14 protein-coding genes are annotated in these 14,645 nt (G+C 70.0%); 3 read left to right on the forward strand and 11 right to left on the reverse strand.

Translation table 11 applies throughout. The features are described from left to right. Window positions 1-17: 17 nt before the first annotated feature. The 7 genes from EOE66_RS08525 to def all read right to left on the reverse strand — a co-directional run bounded on the left by EOE66_RS08525 (window position 18) and on the right by def (window position 5,254). Window positions 18-1,214, reverse strand: coding sequence for a phosphoglycerate kinase (locus tag EOE66_RS08525; RefSeq protein ID WP_128228222.1), 1,197 nt, complete (start codon window positions 1,212-1,214; stop codon window positions 18-20). Between the two features lie 41 nt (window positions 1,215-1,255). Then, on the reverse strand, window positions 1,256-1,585 hold the full coding sequence (locus tag EOE66_RS08530; RefSeq protein ID WP_128228223.1) for an AzlD domain-containing protein: 330 nt from the start codon (window positions 1,583-1,585) through the stop codon (window positions 1,256-1,258). 5 nt (window positions 1,586-1,590) lie between these two features. Further along, entirely contained in the window at window positions 1,591-2,277 is a 687-nt protein-coding gene (locus tag EOE66_RS08535) for an AzlC family ABC transporter permease (protein ID WP_128228307.1), read from the reverse strand. Window positions 2,278-2,396: 119 nt separating this feature from the next. Then, complete coding sequence (locus EOE66_RS08540) at window positions 2,397-3,197, reverse strand: head GIN domain-containing protein (RefSeq protein WP_128228224.1); 801 nt, start codon at window positions 3,195-3,197, stop codon at window positions 2,397-2,399. A gap of 151 nt (window positions 3,198-3,348) precedes the next feature. Then, window positions 3,349-3,705, reverse strand: coding sequence for a hypothetical protein (locus tag EOE66_RS08545; RefSeq protein ID WP_128228225.1), 357 nt, complete (start codon window positions 3,703-3,705; stop codon window positions 3,349-3,351). 66 nt (window positions 3,706-3,771) lie between these two features. Further along, window positions 3,772-4,719: a methionyl-tRNA formyltransferase gene (gene fmt / locus EOE66_RS08550; protein WP_128228308.1), complete on the reverse strand. Its 948-nt coding sequence runs from the start codon at window positions 4,717-4,719 to the stop codon at window positions 3,772-3,774. A 19-nt stretch (window positions 4,720-4,738) separates the two neighbouring features. Further along, window positions 4,739-5,254, reverse strand: a complete 516-nt coding sequence (def, locus tag EOE66_RS08555; RefSeq protein WP_128228226.1) for a peptide deformylase — start codon at window positions 5,252-5,254, stop codon at window positions 4,739-4,741. A gap of 315 nt (window positions 5,255-5,569) precedes the next feature. Between def and EOE66_RS08560 the strand changes: the two genes are divergently transcribed. From EOE66_RS08560 to EOE66_RS08570, 3 genes are all read left to right on the forward strand, one after another. Beyond that, the gene (locus EOE66_RS08560) at window positions 5,570-6,787 is read left to right on the forward strand and encodes a LysM peptidoglycan-binding domain-containing protein (RefSeq protein WP_245478953.1); all 1,218 of its coding nucleotides are present in this window, start codon (window positions 5,570-5,572) and stop codon (window positions 6,785-6,787) included. A gap of 59 nt (window positions 6,788-6,846) precedes the next feature. After that, a complete protein-coding gene (dprA, locus tag EOE66_RS08565) occupies window positions 6,847-7,983 on the forward strand; it encodes a DNA-processing protein DprA (protein WP_128228227.1) in 1,137 nt (378 codons plus the stop codon). 101 nt (window positions 7,984-8,084) lie between these two features. Then, window positions 8,085-8,537: a Smg family protein gene (locus tag EOE66_RS08570; protein WP_054138316.1), complete on the forward strand. Its 453-nt coding sequence runs from the start codon at window positions 8,085-8,087 to the stop codon at window positions 8,535-8,537. Window positions 8,538-8,648: 111 nt separating this feature from the next. Here the strand turns inward: EOE66_RS08570 and EOE66_RS08575 are convergent, their stop codons facing one another. From EOE66_RS08575 to yajC, 4 genes are all read right to left on the reverse strand, one after another. Further along, window positions 8,649-11,060 (reverse strand): DUF1631 family protein, encoded by a 2,412-nt coding sequence (locus tag EOE66_RS08575; protein ID WP_128228228.1) that lies wholly within the window; start codon window positions 11,058-11,060, stop codon window positions 8,649-8,651. 40 nt (window positions 11,061-11,100) lie between these two features. After that, window positions 11,101-12,135: a protein translocase subunit SecF gene (gene secF / locus EOE66_RS08580; protein ID WP_128228229.1), complete on the reverse strand. Its 1,035-nt coding sequence runs from the start codon at window positions 12,133-12,135 to the stop codon at window positions 11,101-11,103. A 16-nt stretch (window positions 12,136-12,151) separates the two neighbouring features. Then, complete coding sequence (secD, locus tag EOE66_RS08585; RefSeq protein WP_128228230.1) at window positions 12,152-14,020, reverse strand: protein translocase subunit SecD; 1,869 nt, start codon at window positions 14,018-14,020, stop codon at window positions 12,152-12,154. Between the two features lie 117 nt (window positions 14,021-14,137). Further along, window positions 14,138-14,464, reverse strand: a complete 327-nt coding sequence (gene yajC / locus EOE66_RS08590) for a preprotein translocase subunit YajC (RefSeq protein ID WP_128228231.1) — start codon at window positions 14,462-14,464, stop codon at window positions 14,138-14,140. Window positions 14,465-14,645: the final 181 nt, after the last annotated feature.

Below are 14,645 nucleotides of genomic sequence, written 5' to 3' on the forward strand. Positions count from 1 at the left end.
CGCGCGCCGGAGCGATTTCAGTTTTGCGCGGCGCGGCGGGAAAGGATCTCGAAGGCCGGCAGCGTCTTGCCCTCCAGCACTTCCAGGAAAGCGCCGCCGCCCGTGCTGATGTAGCCCACGTCACCCTCGATGCCGTACTTGGCAATCGCCGCCAGCGTGTCGCCACCGCCGGCGATGCTGAAGGCGCTGCTCTGGGCGATCGCCCGCGCCACGGCCTCGGTGCCGTGGCTGAAGGCCTCGAACTCGAACACGCCCACGGGGCCGTTCCAGACGATGGTGCCGGCGGCCTTGAGCTGCGCAGCCAGCACGGCAGCGGTGCCGGGGCCGATGTCGAGGATCAGGTCGTCGGCGCCGACGTCGGCCACGGCCTTGACGGTGGCCGGCGCGTCGGCCGCAAAGCGCTGCGCCACCACCACGTCGGTGGGGATGGGCACCGCCGCGCCGCGCGCCTGCATGGCGTCGATCACGGCCTTGGCCTCGGCCACGAGGTCGGGCTCGGCCAGGCTCTTGCCGATGGGCAGGCCCATGGCCAGCAGGAAGGTGTTGGCGATGCCGCCGCCGACGATGAGGCCGTCCACCTTCTCGGCCAGCGCCTTGAGGATGGTGAGCTTGGTGCTGACCTTGCTGCCGGCCACGATGGCCAGCAGCGGGCGCTTCGGCTGGGCCAGCGCCTTGGTGATGGCATCGATCTCGGCCGCCAGCAGCGGGCCGGCGCAGGCCACCGGCGCGAACTGCGCGATGCCGTAGGTGCTGGCCTCGGCGCGGTGCGCGGTGCCGAAGGCGTCGTGCACGAAGATGTCGCACAGCGCGGCCATCTTCTTCGCGAGTTCTTCGTTGTTCTTCTTCTCGCCCTTGTTGAGGCGGCAGTTCTCGAGCAGCACCACGTGGCCCGGGGCCACGGTGACGCCGTCGACCCAGTTCGAGACCAGCGGCACCTGGAAGCCCAGCAGCTCACCCAGGCGCTCGGCCACCGGGGCCAGGCTGTCTTCGGGCTTGAACTCGCCCTCGGTGGGGCGGCCGAGGTGGCTGGTGACCATCACGGCGGCACCAGCGTCCAGCGCCATGCGGATGGCCGGCACGCTGGCGCGGATGCGCGTGTCTTCGGTGATGCGGCCGGCGTCGTCTTGCGGCACGTTGAGGTCGGCGCGGATGAACACGCGCTTGCCGGCGACAGCGCCCTGGTTGATGAGGTCGGTGAGTCGAAGAACGTTCATGAGGGTCTCCTGCAAGGTTGTCGGAATTCTAGAAAGGGCGCTCACCAGCCCAGCCCCAGGCGCAAGGGCAGCAGCACCGCCATGCCCACGAGGATGGTGCCGAGGATGCCGCGCCGCCACCAGAACCAGGCCGCACCCGCCACCACCGCGAAGAGCCGCGCGTCCTGCCAGGTGCCGATGAGCTGGCCCTGGCTCATCACCACCTCGGGCACCACCACGGCGGCCATGGCCGCCAGCGGCGCGTAGCGCAGGCCCTGGCGCAGCCAGTCGGGCAGCGGGATCTCGCGGCGGCTGAGGAAGAAGAAGCCGCGCGTGACCACGGTGATGACGGTCAGGCCGATGACGGCGACGAGGGCCTCGAAGGTGTCCATCGCGTTCAGGTCTTGTCGTCCAGCGCGCCGTCGGGGGGCGGTGCGCGGCGTGGGGTGCCGTGGTCGATCAGCAGACCCATGGCCACGGCCGCGGCGATGGCCACCACGATGTTCAGCTTGAAGGGCAGCGCGTAGGCCGCCACTGCCGCGCAGGCCGCCACACCGGCCGCCACGCTGGTGGCGCGGTCGCTCACCAGCGACAGGCCCACGCCCAGCAGCGCCAGCGTGCCGGCGAAGCCGAAGCCCCAGTGCACCGGCACGGCATCGGCCAGGAAGATGCCGGTGATGGCCGGCACCTGCCACGCGAACCAGTTGCAGGCCACGCCGCCCCAGAAGTACGGCAGTTGTTCAGGGGCGGGCTTGGGCTCGGGAAACCGCCGCATGAACAGCACGTAGTTCAGGTCGGCGGTGAGGTAGGCCAGGCGCAGGCGCTGGCCCAGCGGGTAGTGGCCGAAGTAAGGCCGCCAGCCGGCGCTGAAGATGACGAAACGCAGGTTCACGCACAGGGCCGTGGCCCACACCACCCACAGGGGCGCGCCGCTGCTCATCAAAGGCAGCACCGCCAGCTGTGCGCTGCCCGCGAAGACCAGCAGCGACATCGCGACCATCGCCACCGTCGGCAGGCCGCTCTTGCCCATGGCCACGCCGGTGATCAGGCCCCAGGCGGCGATGCCGATGGCGGTGCCCAGCATCTCGCGGGCACCGCGGGCGAACTCGGGGTGTCGCCAGTGGGGCGCGGGGGTGGACGGACTCACCCCCGCATTGTCGCCAGCCGCTGTCGCGGCCGGACCACGCCTTGCGAGGCGGGCGACTACAGCTTGCGCACCGAGCCGCTGCCGGCCACCGAGCTCTTGACCTGCGCTTCGCCGCTGTAGCGCACATCGCCGCTGCCCGCGATGCTGACCGACAGCGCCTTCTGCGCGTTCACGGCGGCGTCGCCGCTGCCCGCGATGGAGACGCTCACATCGTCGGCACGCATCTCGCTCAGGCGCACGTCGCCACTGCCGGCGATGCTGATCTTCACGGTGCTGGCCTTGCCGCGGCCCGAGACATCGCCGCTGCCCGAGATGCGCACGCCCAGTTCGTCGGTGGTCAGGCCCTCCAGGCGGGCATCGCCCGAGCCCGAGAGCGACAGCTGCAGCGAAGGCGTCTGGAAACTCTCCACGCGCAAGTCGCCCGAGCCCGCCAGGCCCACGGCGTTCAGCTTGGGCACGACCACCGTCACCAGCACCTTGGTGCGCGGGTAGATGCTCTGGCTGTTCCACCAGCTGCCGCCGCCGTTGCGCTTCCAGCGCACCTGCAGCGTGGGGCCATTGCGGCCGCTCTCCACCACCGTCTCCAGCAGCGGCAGGAGGTTGTCGTCGGCCTGCACCTGCACGGATTGCTGCGCACCCTGGCGCACCACCACGTCCATCGAGCCGCTGACGCTGACGGCCTCGAAGCTCTCGACCGAACGCATCTCCGTCAGCGCCGTGCCCGAGCCGCTCTGGGCCTGGGCCGAGACCGGGAGGACCGCCGAGACGAGGGCCATGGCGCCGACCAGCAGCGTGGCCAGCGCCGCGCGGCGCGAGGGCGTGCCCAGCAGGGCAGTGGCGGGGTTGAGGCGGTTCATGCGGGGCTCCTGGTGGGTGTGAGCCTGCAATGTGCCGGCGCCCACGGGCCACGGCGAGCGCTGCGCGACGTGATGCGGCTTGCGGCGATGAACTGCCGGGCGCGGGGCGTGTGATGTCAAGGCGCCCGCGCGGCGCGTGCGCTGCCGGGGCTCAATGCGCCTTGGCGGACTTTCCCGACTTCGCAGCCGGTTCGGCCTCGGCGTCTTCCTCGGGCGCCTGCGCCACCGGGGGCGGCGCCGGCATGGCCTCGATGTTGTTCTCGCGCATGTAGTCGTTCATCTCGCGCCAGCCGGCGAAGATGGCGGCCTTATCGGCGCGCTTGTTGGTCTCGTAGCAGTTCTCCACCGAGCGCGCGGCATGGCGGCACCCGGCGCCGATGGCCTTGCCCTCGGCCTCGCGCTTGGCCGCTTCCACAGCCGGGTTGGGAATGCCGAGCTGGTCGCAGCCGGCCAGCAGCAAGGTCGCGGCCAGCAGGACGGTGGTGACGAGACGGGACGATGTTGGCATGGCCCCCGGGATATCGGCCGCAGCCTTCGCCTTCTTGAGGCCGGGCCACGCCCCGGCCACGCGTGCTCAGCCCGCGTGGCGAGGCTGCCGTTGCAGGAAATCCCGCACGCCCATGCGCCGGCCGCCAGCGGGCTGCACTTCCAGCCACTCCAGCGCCCCTTCGCCGCAGGCCAGCGCCAGCCGGCCTTCGCCCAGCGGCAGCCAGGTGCCGGGCGCCATGCCAGCGGGCGCGGCGTCTGCCAGGACGCGCGCGCGCCACAGCTTCAGGGGCTGGCCCTGCCACTCGACGGCCCCGCCCGGGAAGGGGTCGAAGGCGCGCAGCCGGCGCTCCAGCACGGCCGCTGCCTCGCGCCAGTCGAGCTGGGCTTCGGCCTTTTCGATCTTTCGAGCGTAAGTGGCGCCCTCGGCCGGCTGCGGCACCGCACGCAGGGTGCCGCCCCGCAGCTGGCGCAGGCCCTGCACCATCAACCGGGCGCCCAGCGCAGCCAGACGGTCGTGCAGCGTGGTGGTGGTGTCATCGGCACCGATGGGCGTGGCCTCGACGAGCAGCATGTCGCCGGTGTCCAGGCCTTCGTCCATCTGCATCAGCGTGATGCCGGTCTCGGCATCGCCAGCCTCGATGGCGCGCTGGATGGGCGCAGCGCCACGCCAGCGCGGCAGCAGCGAGCCGTGGATGTTCAGGCAGCCGTGGCGCGGCGTGGCCAGCACCCAGGCCGGGAGAATGAGGCCATAGGCGGCCACCACCATCACGTCGAGTGCGGCCGCCTGCAGCGCCTGCCGCGCGGCCGCCGCGTCGTCAGGGTACTTGCCGTCCAGGCGCAGGCTGCGCGGCTGCGCCAGCGGCAGCCCGTGGGCCTGCGCCAGCTGCTTGACGGGCGAGGCCTGCAGCTTCAGGCCCCGGCCGGCGGGGCGGTCGGGCTGGGTCAGCACAAGCGGCACGGTGGCGCCGGCCTCCACCAAGGCCTGCAAGGCCACGCGCGCGAACTCGGGCGTGCCGGCGTAGCCGACACGCAGGCCGGTCAGCGGCCGATCGTCAGCGGACACGCTGCTCTTCGCGCTGCTTCTTCAGCATCTTCGTGCGGATGCGGTCGCGCTTGAGGAAGCTGAGGTACTCGACGAAGACCTTGCCCATCAGGTGATCCATCTCGTGCTGGACGCACACGGCCGACAAGCCTTCCGCGTCGAGTTCGAACAGTTCGCCGTCGCGGTTGAGCGCCTGCACCTTCACGCGGGCGTGGCGCTCCACGCGGTCGTAGGTCTGCGGCACCGAGAGGCAGCCCTCTTCGGCCACCGACATCTCTTCGCTCTTCCAGGTCAGCGTCGGGTTGATCAGCACCACGGGCCGGTTGTGCTCTTCGCTGGTGTCCATGACGATGACCCGTTCGTGCACGTCCACCTGCGTGGCGGCCAGCCCCACGCCCTCGGCGTCGTACATGGTCTCGAACATGTCGTCGACGAGCCGGCGGATGCGGTCGTCCACCACGGCCACGGCCTGGGCCACGGTGTGCAGGCGGGGGTCGGGGTAGCGGAGGATGTTCAGTCGGGCCATGTCAGAAGGGGCGCTCGGGGGTGAGGAAACAGCTCGCAACAGCTGTGGATGAGGCACAACGCGCGCCTTGAACCGGCTTGGCAGCAGCGGTCACGGCGAGGCAGTTTGTTTGCGGCATCAAGGGTTTAGGGGCAGAATCTGTCAAACCATATGAGCATTGTCGTGCGGCAGATGCAGGCACATCGCGGTGCAACTTGTCTCAATCCGCCGCCGGTTTCCGCGCCATCATCTGCCGGAGCCCCCAAGACCCCCAGGCCGAGCTTGTATTTTCACACCGGCCGCCGCCTGAGCACCTGCCCGGAGACCCCCAGCGCCATGAGCCACCGCGTGAGCCACCGCGTGAGCCCCCGTCTCACCCGTCCCTTGCCGCAGGGTCTGCGCACCGCAGCCCTCCACGGCCTGGCCCTGCTCACGCTGGCCGGCATGGCCGCACCGGCCCTGTCCCAGCCCAGCCGCCTGCCCATCACCCCCGAGTGGCGGGGCACCGCCGAGCGCGTGGCCCAGGCCGGCGTGCCGCTGGAAGACCTGGCACCCAACGCGCCCGATTCACACACCGTGCAGCCGGGCGACACGCTCTGGGGCATCTCGGGCCTGTTCCTCAAGAGCGCCTGGCGCTGGCCCGAGCTGTGGGGCATGAACCTGCAGCAGATCCGCAACCCTCACCTCATCTACCCGGGCCAGGTGCTGGTGCTGGAGAAGATCGACGGCCGCGCCACCCTGCGCGTGGCCAATGGCGAGATCGGCCTGCCCACGAACACCGTGAAGCTCTCGCCACGCGTGCGCAGTTCGCTGCTGGACAACGGCGCCATCGCCGCCATCCCGGTGCACCTGATCGGCCCCTTCCTGAACGAGGCGGTGGTCTTCGACAACAACGTGCTCGACAGCGCACCGCGGGTCGTCTCGGCCCAGGAGGGGCGCGTGATGATGGGCCGGGGCGACACCGCCTATGTGCGCGGCGACCTCGCCGGCGCGCGTGATTTCCGCCTCTTCCGCCAGCTCGTGCCGCTGACCGACCCCGTCACGCGCGAGGTGCTGGGCTACGAGGGCCGCTACGTCGGCACCGCCGAGTTCGTGCGCGCGGGAGAAACGCAGCTCGCCAGCGCCGGTGGCAGCGGCGCGCTGGTGCCCGACACCTTTCGCATCACCAGCACGCGCATGGAAGTGGTGGTCGGTGACCGCCTGAGCCCCGTGCCGATGCAGGAGCTCGTGGCCTACGTGCCGCGCGCCCCCAGCGCGCCGGTGGACGGCCGCATCGTCGGCATCTACGGCGATGGCCTGCGCGCAGGCCAGAACCAGATCGTCAGCATCAACAAGGGCCGGCGCGACGGCATGGAACGCGGCCATGTGCTGGCACTCTGGCGCGCCGGCAAGGCCACCACCGACACCACGGGCGCGCGCCGCGAGGCCCTGCAGCTGCCGGACGAAAAGCACGGCACGCTGTTTGTCTTCCGCACCTTCGAGCGCGTCTCCTACGCGCTGATCCTGGGCGTGCAGGAACCGGTGCGCGCGGGCGACCGCTTCACCCAGCCCTGAACGGGCTGCGCTGAACGCGCCCCGCTGAACCGGCGCAGGCCCGGCGCGCCCCACCGGTCATGGCTCCGTTGGACGACGCCGAGTTCGCAGCCTGGTTCAGGCTGCTCGAAACCCCGGGCCTGGGCCGCGAGAAAGTCCGCCGTCTGCTCGCAGCCCTGGGCGAACCCGCTGCGGTGCTCGAGAGCCCGCCCGCCGTGCTGCGCGACGTGCTCGGCCCGAAGCTGGCCGAGGCCCTGCAGCACGAGCCGCCTGACTTCGCGGCCCGCCTACGCGCCGCACGGGCTTGGCTGCATGGGGGTGAGCAGCGGCACGTGCTCACGCTCAGCCACCCGGCCTGGCCCCCGCTGCTGCTGCAGGCCGCCGATGCCCCGCTGCTGCTGTACGCCGAAGGCGATCTGGCCGCTCTCAGTGCGCCGTGCATTGCGGTGGTGGGCAGCCGCCAGCCCACGGCGCAGGGCCGCGACAACGCCGGGCGCTTCGCGCGTGAACTGGCCAGCGCGGGCTGGGTGGTGGTCTCGGGCCTGGCCCAGGGCGTGGACGCCGCAGCCCACGAAGGCGCGCTGGCAGCCGGTGGGCGCACCGTGGCGGTGGTCGGCACGGGGCTCGACCAGTGTTACCCGACCGGCCACCGCGCGCTGGCCCGGCGCATCGCGGCGCAGGGCACGCTGCTCAGCGAGTACGCACCCGGCACGCCGCCGCTGGCCGAGCACTTCCCGCAGCGCAACCGCCTGATCGCCGCGCTGGCCCGCGGCACGCTGGTGGTGGAGGCCGCGCTGCGCAGCGGCTCGCTGATCACGGCGCGCCTGGCCAACGAGGCCGGGCGCGAGGTATGGGCGATCCCGGGCTCCATCCACGCGCCGCAATCGCGTGGCTGCCATGCCCTGATCAAGCAGGGCGCAGCCCTCGTCGAATGCGTGCAGGACATGCTCGACGAACTCGAACCCAGCGGCGGGCCGGACCTGCCCGCGGCAGAGACCAGCAACCAGGCCGGCCTGCCCTGGCAGCCGGCGACAGCGGCAGCGTCTGCCGATCCCCTGCTGGCCGCCCTGGGCGATGACCCCATGACGCTGGACACCCTGCTGGCGCGCACAGGCGAGCCCACGGCCGTGCTGAACGCGCGGCTGCTGGAACTGGAGCTCGCGGGCCAGGTGGCGCGCCTGCCGGGCGGCCTGTTCCAGCGCCGCCACAGCGCCTGAAACAGCGCTTACGGGCCGGCCGACGGCCGACGCCGAAACAAGGGGCGGCTGCACCGCTTGCAGGGCCTTTGCGGCCAGAGGCCCTCGGGTATAGTGGGCCGATGTTCGAAGTACTGGTCTATCTCTACGAGAACTACTGGCGCCCTGACGCCTGCCCTGAGCCCAAGCAGCTCTCGCGCAAGCTCTCGGCCGTGGGCTTCGAGCCCGAAGAAATCCAGGACGCCTTGCGCTGGCTTGACGGCCTGGCCAGCAGCGCCGAGTCGGTCACCGGCCAGCCCGTGCCGGGCAGCATGCGCATCTACACCGACGCCGAGCGCGAGGTGCTGGACGAAACCGCCGTGGGCTTCATCGCCTTCCTCGAGTCAGCCGGGGTGCTGGCAGCGCCGCTGCGTGAGATGGTCATCGACCGCGCGGTGGCTGCAGGCGGCGGGCCGATGGCGCTGGAAGACCTGAAGATCATCGTGCTGATGGTCTTCTGGAGCCTGGGCGAAGAGCCCGATGCGCTGGTGCTCGACGAGCTTTTCGTCGACCCCGACGACCGCATCATTCATTGAGCCCCCAAGCTCGCTGGCGCTCGCTACCCCCCGAGGGGGCCGTTCGCCAGCGGCCCGGCAGAGCCGGTTCCGCGGCGCTTGCTTGATGTCGGCCCCGCCTTCGGCGGGCCGTCAATTCAGAAGGCGGGAAGCATCCACATCCAGCTTGGCCAGCGCACTTCGCGTGGCGCGCACGGTCAGGGCTTCGTCTTGCGCCGGGAGCATCAGGCCGGCCTGCAGGTAACTCGCCAGGCGGTGCTGCTGGAAGAGCACACAGCGGCCCTGCGGCGTGACGAAAAGGCTGAGCTGCTTGCGCAGGCCGTGCCAGGCCAGCTGCACGGCCTCGCTGTGGCCGCCACGGTCGAGCATGTACCAGCTGCCCACCTGCAGCTCACGCGCCCAGGCCACCATGGCCGGGGTGGGCATGCTGCCGCCGTCGAGCACCACTTCCAGCTCGCTGTTCTGGTGGCCTGAAAGATCCAGCACCATCGACTCGTCGATGTCGACATCGGCCGCCTCGGGCAGCAATTCTTCCAGCGTCTCCAGGCGTTCCATCAGCTCGCGCAGGCGGTCGTCGGGGATGACCGCTGCCTTGGCCGTGAAAGCGGCCGCCAGCGAGTTGTTCAGCTGCTGGATGTGTTCGTCCTGCTTGCCCGTTTCCATGCCGGCCGAGGCCATGCCCTCGCGCAGGCTCTTCAGCAGCAGCGGCAGGCGGCGGATGACCTCGGCGCGCTCTTCGCGCGTGACCTTGGCACTGGCGCTCCAGATGAGATCGGCCGCCGCGCGCTTCATCTGCTTGGTCTGCGCGCCTTGCGCGCCATAGCGCACGCCCGTGGTGGCCAGCACATCGGCCCAGACGTGGAAGAGGAACTGCCGCACACCCTCCTGCACCGGCACCTCGTTGAGCATCTTGCGCAGCTCGATGGTGTACTGGATGGCCATGGTCTCGCGCTGCTCGACCTGCTGCGCCAGCGAGACGCCGCGCTTGGTGGCCTCGTTCTCGTTGCGGAAGTAGTGCTCCAGGAACTTCTCGAACTCGGTGAGCACGGTCTGGAAGACGCGCCGGCCGGTGTCGGGGTAGGCCTCGACCACCTGCACGATGCGCTTGATCTCCTTCTCCAGCGCCTCGTTGGGCTTGCCAGCCACGCTGCCCGCGGTGGCGCTGTCGAAGCCCATCACACAGGCGCCCATGCGGTCGATCAGGCGACGCGCGGGGTGGTCGATGGTGGCGAAGAAATCGGGCTCGGTCACGGCCACGCGCAGCACCGGCATCTGCAGCCGCGCGAACCACACGCGCACCGCCGCCGGGATGCGGTCTTCGGTGAGGATGCTCTGGAACAGCAGCGCCACGATCTCGATGGTGGCCCGCTCTTCAGGGCTGGCCGCCGCCTTCTTCAGCACCTGCTTGCGCTGGTGCATCTCTTCCAGCATCACCGGCGCGGTGACCACGGCCTCGCCGCCCTGCAGCGTGGTGCTCAGGCGCTGGCGGATGCCCTGCTGCGCGGTCTCGATGGCGCGGGCCAGGCCCGGCGACATGGCCTGGGCCGGCGCATCGGCCCCGGCCGCCAGGCCGGCCGAACGGGTGGAGTTCGCGAACTCGGGCACGTGGCGGCCGATCAGCCGGTTCAGCCGGCCCAGCACGGCTTCGGCGTGCTCGCGGTTGCGCGCCAGCGGCGCACCGCGCGTCATCATGCGCGTTTCTTCACCCACGCCGCCGCGGCCGCTGGCCGGCCCGCCGTAGGCACCACCGCCGCTGTTGCCGGCATAGCTGGCGGCGCCCGAACCGTAGCCCGTGGCGTTGCCCAGGTTGCGGCCGGCGTCGTGGCGTGAATCGGAAAAGCCCGTGCCCGCCTGCCAGCCCCCTGGGGCGTTGGGATGGGTGCGCGAGCGGCGGATGAAGGGGCGCAGGTCCACTTCGGGCAGCACGCGGTGGTCGACCAGCCAGCGGTTGGTCTCGTGGTAGGCCTCTTCCACCAGCAGCGCGAACTCGTCGTGCAGCACGGGCTGCAGTTCGCGCCAGCCTTCCAGCGTCTGGCCGGCGGCGCGCCAGGCGTCGAAGACGATGCGCGCCAGCACGTGGGCACGCAGCATGTCCTGCGGATCGAGCTCGCCGCGGTTCTCCAGGTGGGCGATGCGCGAGCGAAGATCGGCGAACTCCCACGAGGCCTTGTCCATGATGGCCAGGGCCAGGCGCGAGGTGACGATCTCGAGTTCGATGGTGTCGTCGCTGACCAGCGACAGGGCCGCCTCGCGCCCGGTGCTCGGCAGCGGGAAATCGAGGCCGCGCGAGCCGGCGGCACCCGGCGCAAGAGCCTGCCGCAGACCGACCACGATGCCGCGGTGCCAGGCCTGCGCGCCGCTGTTCAACGCCTGGAACAGGTCTCGGCGGCGCGCGAAGACGGTGTGTTCGCTGGGCTTGTCGAGCAGGTTGCGCGCCGTGTCGATGGCCGTCTGCACGAGCGGCACCAAGCCCTTGACGAGCTCTTCCGTGTAGAGCCTGCGCGCCTGGCCAGCAAGTGAATCGGGCGAGGCGCCAATGGCCATGTCAGCAGCGTGGAAGAAGCCGTGTGAGAAGCCTCACACTCTACACGACCGCCCCTGCATTCGGGTCGTTCGGGTCGTGCTCCTTGCCGGTCGCCTTGATGAGGTCCTCGCGCTTGACGCCGAACCACATCGCCAGGCCCGCCGCCACGAAGATCGACGAGTAGATGCCGAACAGGATGCCGATGGTCAGCGCCACCGCGAAGTAGTGCAGCGTGGGGCCGCCGAACAGCAGCATGCTGAGCACCATGATCTGCGTGCTGCCGTGGGTGATGACGGTGCGGCTGATGGTGCTGGTGATCGCGTTGTCGATGGCCTGCGGCGGCGTGAACTTGCGGTACTTGCGGAAGACCTCGCGCACGCGGTCGAAGATGACCACCGATTCGTTCACCGAGTAGCCCAGCACCGCCAGGATGGCCGCCAGCACCGCCAGCGAGAATTCCCACTGGAAGAAGGCGAAGAAGCCCAGGATGATGACCACGTCGTGCAGGTTGGCGATGATGCCGGCCACCGCGAACTTCCACTCGAAGCGCACGGCCAGGTAGGCCATGATGCCCAGGATGGTGAAGCCCAGCGCCCAGGCGCCGTTGGTGTAGAGCTCGTCGCCCACCGAGGAACTGACGGCTTCGCTGCGCTTGCGCACCAGCGGTTCGGCGCCATCGGCGCGCACACAGCTCGGGCGGCTGACCTGCTCACCCTCGGCCGTGGTGTATTCCTTGCGCACCACCTGCCCCTGCTCGGCCGTGCACAGCGCCTTGAACACCAGGTCGGCCGAATCGCTCTGCTTCTCACCCGCGCGTAGCGGCACGCGGATGAGCACGTCGCGCGAGGTGCCGAAGGTCTGCACCTGAACATCGCCATAGCCCAGCTTTTCCACCGTGCCCCGGGTTCGGTTGATGTCGGCCGGCTGGCTGTACTGCACCTCTACCAGCGTGCCGCCCACGAACTCGATGCTCAGGTGCAGGCCCCGCGTGGCCAGGAAGTACACGGCCAGCGCGAAGGTGACGAAGGAAATGACGTTCAGCACCAGCACATGGCGCATGAACGGGATGTCTTTGCGGATGCGGAAAAATTCCATGGCTCTTTGCTCCCGTTCAGGCCTTGGTGGCCTCGGCGTCGTCCTTCGTCAGGGCGCTGTCGCCCTTGGCGCCATCGGGCCGCCACACCTGGCCGATGGACACCGACTTCAGGCGCTTCTGGCGGCCGTACCAGAGGTTGACCAGGCCGCGCGAGAACATCACGGCAGAGAACATGCTGGTCAGGATGCCCAGGCAGTGCACCACGGCGAAGCCGCGCACCGGGCCCGAACCGAAGGCCAGCAGCGCGATGCCGGCGATCAGCGTGGTGACGTTGCTGTCGAGGATGGTGCCCCAGGCCATCTCATAGCCGCGGTGGATGGCGATCTGCGGCGGCGCGCCATTGCGCAGCTCTTCGCGCACCCGCTCGTTGATCAGCACGTTGGCGTCGATGGCCATGCCCAGGGTCAGCGCGATGGCGGCCATGCCCGGCAGCGTCAGCGTGGCCTGCAGCATGCTCAGCACCGCCACCAGGCAGAGCAGGTTGAACGCGAGTGCGATGGTGCTGAAGACGCCGAACAGCAGGTAGTAGGCGCACATGAACACCGCGATCGCGATGAAGCCGTACAGCACGCTGTTGAAGCCCTTGGCGATGTTCTCGGCACCCAGGCTCGGGCCGATGGTGCCTTCCTCGATGATCTCCATCGGCGCAGCCAGCGCGCCGGCGCGCGTGAGCAGCGCCAGGTCGGCGGTTTCCTGGGGCGTGAAGTTGCCGGTGATCTGGAAGTCGGCACCGAACTCGCCCTGGATGTTGGCCACCGAGAGCGCCTCGCCCTTGCCCTTCTCGTACAGCACGATGGCCATGGGCTTGCCCAGGTTCTCGCGCGTGACGTTGCGCATGCTGCGGCCGGCCACGTCGTCGAGCTTCACGCTGACGGCGGGGCGCTGGTCCTGGTCGAGCGTGGCCGAGGCCTGCTTGAGCTGTTCACCCGTCGCGATGACGTCGCGCTTCAGGCCCACCGTGCCGCCGCCGCGGGTGGGCACCACCTCGGCAGCGGTGGCGGTGTCGTTGTCCACCAGGCGGAACTGCAGCGTGGCGGTGCGGCCAAGGATGTCTTTCGCGCGGGCCGGGTCTTGCACGCCCGGCAACTGCACCACCACGCGGTCGGCGCCCTGGCGCTGGATGACGGGCTCGGCCACGCCCAGTTCGTTGACACGCTTGTGCAGCGTCTCGACGTTCTGCGAGACGGCCTGGTTCTGGATGTCGATGACGGCCTGCGGCGAGAGGCGGCCGAGGATGCGCACCGTGCCGCCCTCGTCACTGCGCGTCCAGGTCATCGAGGGCAGGCGTTCGAAGAGCAGGTCGCGGGCCTTGGCGGCTTCGGCCGCGTCGGGCAGCGTGACGGTCAGGCCGTTGGTCTCGCGCGCGATGCCGGTGAAGCGGATGCGCTTCTCGCGCAACGCGGTGCGGGCGTCGCTGGCGTAGGTTTCCACGGCCTGCTTGAGCGCGCCGCGCATGTCCACCTGCATCAGGAAGTGCACACCGCCGCGGAGGTCCAGGCCCAGGTACATGGGCATGGCGCGCACGCTGGCCATCCACTCGGGCGCACGCGACACCAGGTTCAGCGCCACGATGTAGCGCGGGTCGCCCGGCTCGGTGTTCAGTGCCTTGAGCAGCGCGTCGCGGGCCTTGATCTGGTTGTCGATGTCGCGGAAGCGGGCGCGCACCGAGCCGTTGTCGTAGCGAACGTAGTCTGGCGTGACCTGGGCGGCTTTCAGGGTCTCTTCAACGCGAGCCACCAGGTCGACGGTGACCTTCACGGTGGACTTGGCGCCGCTGATCTGCACCGCGGGCGCCTCGCCGTAGAAGTTCGGCAGCGTGTAGAGCAGGCCGATCAGCAGCACGACGCCGAGGATGGCGTACTTCCACAGAGGGTAGCGGTTCATCGAGACATCCTTGGGCGGGCCCCCGCACTTGGTGGCACCACCGGAAAAACAAAAGGGCCGGCAGATGCGCGGCCCCGCAAGTGGGTGGCCGCGCCTGCGCGCAGCCCCACCTGCCGTTTACTTGAAGGTGCCCTTGGGCAGCACCTGCACCACGGCACCGCGCTGCACCTGCAGTTCAACGCCGTTGGCCACTTCCACATGCAGATAGTTGTCGCCCAGCTTGGCCACCTTGCCCAGCAGGCCGCCGGCGATGACGACCTCGTCACCCTTGGCCAGGGCCTCGATCATGGCCTTGTGCTCCTTCTGCTTCTTCATCTGCGGGCGGATCATGATGAAGTACAGCACCACGAACATCAGCACGAGCGGCAGCAGGCTCATGAGGGTGTCGGTGCCGCTCGGGGCGGCGGCGGGGGCGGCTTGGGCGTAGGCTACGGAGATGAGCACGGTCAGGGTCCTTGAGTCGGTTGGCCGGCCTGCCACGGCGGGCCGTGGTTCAGCCAAACCCCATAGTTTACGGCGTAGGAAGGGCACCCCGATCAGCCGTACAGAGCCGGGGCCCACAGCCGGCCGCGCCCCCAAGCCATGAGGCTCATGCAGCGGCGCTGGCTCGGTGCGCTGGCGGTCC

This window comes from Rubrivivax rivuli (genome assembly GCF_004016505.1).
Taxonomy (GTDB): Bacteria; Pseudomonadota; Gammaproteobacteria; order Burkholderiales; family Burkholderiaceae_C; genus Rubrivivax; species Rubrivivax rivuli.

What these genes read in the sequence shown, in the direction of transcription:
- EOE66_RS08525 (WP_128228222.1), bottom strand. Translation starts at nt 1,214, where the DNA reads ATGAACGTTCTTCGACTCACCGACCTCATCAACCAGGGCGCTGTCGCC.
- EOE66_RS08530 (WP_128228223.1), bottom strand. Translation starts at nt 1,585, where the DNA reads ATGGACACCTTCGAGGCCCTCGTCGCCGTCATCGGCCTGACCGTCATC.
- EOE66_RS08535 (WP_128228307.1), bottom strand. Translation starts at nt 2,277, where the DNA reads ATGCTGGGCACCGCCATCGGCATCGCCGCCTGGGGCCTGATCACCGGC.
- EOE66_RS08540 (WP_128228224.1), bottom strand. Translation starts at nt 3,197, where the DNA reads ATGAACCGCCTCAACCCCGCCACTGCCCTGCTGGGCACGCCCTCGCGC.
- EOE66_RS08545 (WP_128228225.1), bottom strand. Translation starts at nt 3,705, where the DNA reads ATGCCAACATCGTCCCGTCTCGTCACCACCGTCCTGCTGGCCGCGACC.
- def (WP_128228226.1), bottom strand. Translation starts at nt 5,254, where the DNA reads ATGGCCCGACTGAACATCCTCCGCTACCCCGACCCCCGCCTGCACACC.
- EOE66_RS08560 (WP_245478953.1), top strand. Translation starts at nt 5,570, where the DNA reads ATGAGCCACCGCGTGAGCCACCGCGTGAGCCCCCGTCTCACCCGTCCC.
- dprA (WP_128228227.1), top strand. Translation starts at nt 6,847, where the DNA reads ATGGCTCCGTTGGACGACGCCGAGTTCGCAGCCTGGTTCAGGCTGCTC.
- EOE66_RS08570 (WP_054138316.1), top strand. Translation starts at nt 8,085, where the DNA reads ATGTTCGAAGTACTGGTCTATCTCTACGAGAACTACTGGCGCCCTGAC.
- EOE66_RS08575 (WP_128228228.1), bottom strand. Translation starts at nt 11,060, where the DNA reads ATGGCCATTGGCGCCTCGCCCGATTCACTTGCTGGCCAGGCGCGCAGG.
- secF (WP_128228229.1), bottom strand. Translation starts at nt 12,135, where the DNA reads ATGGAATTTTTCCGCATCCGCAAAGACATCCCGTTCATGCGCCATGTG.
- secD (WP_128228230.1), bottom strand. Translation starts at nt 14,020, where the DNA reads ATGAACCGCTACCCTCTGTGGAAGTACGCCATCCTCGGCGTCGTGCTG.